This window comes from Paraburkholderia sp. EG286B (assembly GCF_040965655.1).
In the GTDB taxonomy this organism is placed as follows: domain Bacteria; phylum Pseudomonadota; class Gammaproteobacteria; order Burkholderiales; family Burkholderiaceae; genus Paraburkholderia.
Genome location: NZ_JBFRCF010000127.1, coordinates 1 through 1,020, shown reverse-complemented (window position 1 = coordinate 1,020; position 1,020 = coordinate 1). Strand labels below are relative to the sequence as shown.

Sequence of the window (1,020 nt, the reverse complement as noted above, 5' to 3'; positions counted from 1 at the left end):
GACTTTGACTTCCTGCCCCTGCGGGTAATCGGCAAATCGGCCGACGGCAAGAACCGGTACGACCGCGATAGCAAGCGCAAGCTGATCGCGGCGTGCCAGGAGCCCGGCGCCTCAGTGGCCGGGCTTGTGCTCAAGGCCGGCGTAAACGCCAACCAGCTTCGCAAGTGGATCTCCATCGATCGGACAAAGACACGCCGCCGACCTGGACGGCCGCCGGCACCAGCCCGTACGCCGGCATTCGTTCCTGTTCTGGAAGTGGTCGATGCCAGGCCTGGGCACCTGTCAGCCAGGGCATCCCTGTCTGACGCCCAGCCGGCTGCGACGCGGCACGAGCCGATGCGACCCTCGCAACGTGCACCACTGCCTTCGCGCCTGGTGGCGCGGTTGCCCAACGGCGTCAGCCTTGAACTCGAATGTTGTCCAGCAGGATACGGCACTACTCACGGCGATGATCGATGCGCTGAGGGCGAGGTGATGCTGCGCTTCGATCCCGATCTGAAGGTCTACCTCTGTCGCGAGCCTGTCGACTTCCGTTGCGGCATCAACACGCTCGCGGCCTTGGTCACGGAGTCGATGCAGCTGGACCCGCTCGCCCGCGCCGTGTATGCGTTCCGCAATCGCAAATGCGATCGCGTCAAACTCCTGCTGTATGAGCGCACCGGCTTCTGGCTGCTGCTGCGTCGGCTCGAGGAAGACCGTTTCGTCTGGCCGAAGCGGCCTCAGGAAGTCATCGAGATGACGACGGAGCAGCTCCACTGGCTGCTCGACGGTATCGACATCGACGCCGTTCGTCGCCATCCCGTACGTCGCTACCTGCACGCGAGCTAGTCTGCCCAAAAGACACGTTGCACGTAAACAACGGCGGCGCGCTTTTTACAGTTTGACGTAAACCTGCGGCGCGCCGTGCTCCGCTATCCTGGGGCGCATGAATCCACCCGATCTCAAGCACGTACCCAAGGCCGTCAGGGGCTATATCCGCGATCTCGAAGAGCGCGCGACAAAGGGCATTGCCCAGCGCGA

Annotated in this window: 1 protein-coding gene; it reads left to right on the top strand. The window is 63.5% G+C overall.

Annotation, left to right across the window (positions count from 1 at the left end; all coding sequences use genetic code 11):
- The coding region (gene tnpB, locus AB4Y42_RS44030; RefSeq protein WP_368697867.1) for an IS66 family insertion sequence element accessory protein TnpB at nucleotides 1-828 on the top strand (828 nt) is incomplete at its 5' end.
- Between the last annotated feature and the right edge of the window lie 192 nt (nucleotides 829-1,020).